The organism is Dietzia sp. B19, from assembly GCF_014145155.1.
GTDB lineage: Bacteria > Actinomycetota > Actinomycetes > Mycobacteriales > Mycobacteriaceae > Dietzia > Dietzia natronolimnaea.
Window position 1 is genome coordinate 8,811 of the sequence record NZ_JAALED010000559.1, and the last position, 2,590, is coordinate 11,400.

General features: G+C 68.8%; 3 protein-coding genes. All 3 read left to right on the forward strand.

Going from position 1 to position 2,590, the window contains the following annotated elements; translation table 11 throughout:
* The coding region (locus G6020_RS15260; protein WP_182611197.1) for a hypothetical protein at positions 1-549 on the forward strand (549 nt) is incomplete at its 5' end.
* A 133-nt stretch (positions 550-682) separates the two neighbouring features.
* Complete coding sequence (locus tag G6020_RS15265) at positions 683-967, forward strand: hypothetical protein (RefSeq protein ID WP_107749308.1); 285 nt, start codon at positions 683-685, stop codon at positions 965-967.
* Positions 968-1,079: 112 nt separating this feature from the next.
* Entirely contained in the window at positions 1,080-2,501 is a 1,422-nt protein-coding gene (locus G6020_RS15270) for a ParB N-terminal domain-containing protein (RefSeq protein ID WP_182611198.1), read from the forward strand.
* Positions 2,502-2,590 lie beyond the last annotated feature (89 nt).

Below are 2,590 nucleotides of genomic sequence, written 5' to 3' on the forward strand. Positions count from 1 at the left end.
GCGACCATGCTCACGTCGCCCACGTTCACCGTCCCCGGCGCCGAGGGGATCGCCGCCGCCTACGCCGAGATGCGCCACTACGGCGTCACCCCGCTCGTGGCCAGTGACTGGCTCACCGAGCAGATCGAGGCCACCGCCCACCAGGACATCGCCCAGCAGGTCGAGCGCAACCACGGCGCACCCGCCGAGCGCCCCGTCACCGTCGACGCTCGCGTCCGCCGCGAGATCGACCGCGCCATCAACGTCGCCGTCGCCGTCTACAACCGCCAGCGCAGCCGCGTAACCAACCTCGACCAGATCGCCACCGAGGCAGGAGCCGCAGCGATCAACCGCGCCGCAGTCGCCCGCCAGGCCCGCACCAACGACACCGACCGCGCAACCCTCATCGAACCCCGGGTCGATACCGTTCAGGTCACGCCGCATATGGCCGTGCACTACGTCGCCGCAGTCCTCACCATCGGCCCCCGCGCCCGCGCGATCTCCGCACGGTTCACCAGCAACGGCAAGAACGGCGTCCGCCTCACCCACTTCGACGTCCTGATGCCCTAACCGGCCGCTGGAGGGGGTCGCCCGCCTGGCGACCCCCTCCAGCGCATTTCACACCCCACCCCTCCCCCACGACGCCCGCGCCCAGGTGTCCACCGAAGCCGCCGACGCCCACGAACCGTGCCACTCTGGCCGCATGACCACCGCCGAACCACTGCGCTCGACCAACCTGCGCGAACTCATGCGCGACACCGTCAACCTCGCCCGTGCCGGAGACCACCGCGCCCGCCGCGTCACCATCGGCCCCCGAAGCGGAATCGTCACCCCCCACCACTCACCCGACGGCGACCTCGACGCCGCAGACCTCGCCGCCCAAGTATGGGCGATCGGACACGACGAACCCTCCGACACCGGCACCTACACCGAGGGCTACTACACCCACCAAGGAGTCCCCCACATCGTCTACGCCCCAGCGCCGTAACCCCAGCTAGAAGCACCTTAACGCATTATGGACGCACCATACACGCACGGCGCGTGTATGCTAGAAGCAGAGCAGCCACAAGGCCGCTCACCCCGTACCCGAAAGGACCACCGTGGACACCACGATGAACCTCATCCACGTCAGCCCCTCCGAGCTGACCCTCGTCTCGAACATCCGCGACGCCAAAGCCTCCGACGACCTGATCGCCAGCGTCCGCGAACACGGCCTCCTTGAGCCGATCAACGCCTACCGCGACGACAACAACGACCTGGTCGTCAAACACGGCCACCGCCGCACCCTCGCCGCCGTGGCTGCCGAACTCGACCAGGTCCCCGTCATCGTCACCTCTGCCCCGGCAGACGACCTCGACGGCAAGACTGACCTGATCGCGGCCCAGTGGGACGAGAACCAGCAGCGACAGAACCTCACCACCCGCGAGCAGGCCGAGACCATCGCCCAGCTCGCCGCCTTTGGCATCTCCCCCGCCCAGATCAGCAAGCGTCTGCGCGTCGACCGCTCCACCGTCGACGCCGCCACGACCATGACCGACACCGACACTCTCGACCGCTACGACCTGACCATCACCCAGGCCGCTGTCGTCACCGAGTTCGCCGACGACCCCAGCGCCGTCGAGACCCTGGTCCGCGCGGCCTCCACCGGCCAGTTCGACCACCAGGCCGCTCGCTTGCGCCAGCAGCGACAGATCGCCGAGGCCCTGGCCGACGCCCGCGCCCAGTGGGAGGCAAAGGGCGTGACCGTCCTCGACGGCTGGCCCGCCTACGACTCCAAGGACGAATGGGTCGACCGGCTGGTCGACAATGCCACCGGGCAGGACATCGTCATCGACCCCGACGACCCCGGCGAGCATGTAGCCGTGCGGCTCGATGCCGACTTCACGACCGTCCTGACCGCCACGGGCAAGCCAGTCGACCCCTACGAGCTGTTCGAGGATGACGATCACGAGCGGCCCGAGGACGCCGTCACCCGCAGCCAGGTCCACGAAGAGCTGATCGTGCAAACCCGCTGGTACTGCGACAACCTCGCCGCCCGTGGCTGGCGAAACCGCTGGAGCCCCACTCCCCCGGCAGAACCAACCGAAGCCGATCGCGAGCAGATGCGGGCCGAACGACGCGACGTGATCGCCGCCAACAAGGCGTGGCTCGCCGCCGAACAGGTCCGCCGCGACTGGCTCAAGACCTTCTGCGCCCGCAAGACCGCGCCGAAGAACAGCGCAGGGTTCGTCACCGCGACCATCACCACCAGCCCACACCTTCTGTCCGCCGACCGGCTGCGCGGCGAGCGCGAGAACTACCTCACGATCCCCAGCACCGAAGGAATGAGCACACCCAAGGCCACCATGACCAGCCTGGCCATGTGCCTGATCGCCCACGAGATCAACACCCACAAGGGTTCCTGGCGGCACATCGACCCCCGCACCGTGTCCTACCTCCGGTTCATCGAAGACCAGGGCTACGCCCTCTCCCCCGTCGAGCGCCGCGCCTGCGGCGAGCACGTCGACACAGAGCAGCTGTAAGACCCCTCCCAGCGCCGGGCCACCGTCCAAGCGACGGTGGCCCGGCACTGCCCGGCGGTGGGTGGCCCTCTTTCCCTGCCACTGCGAGT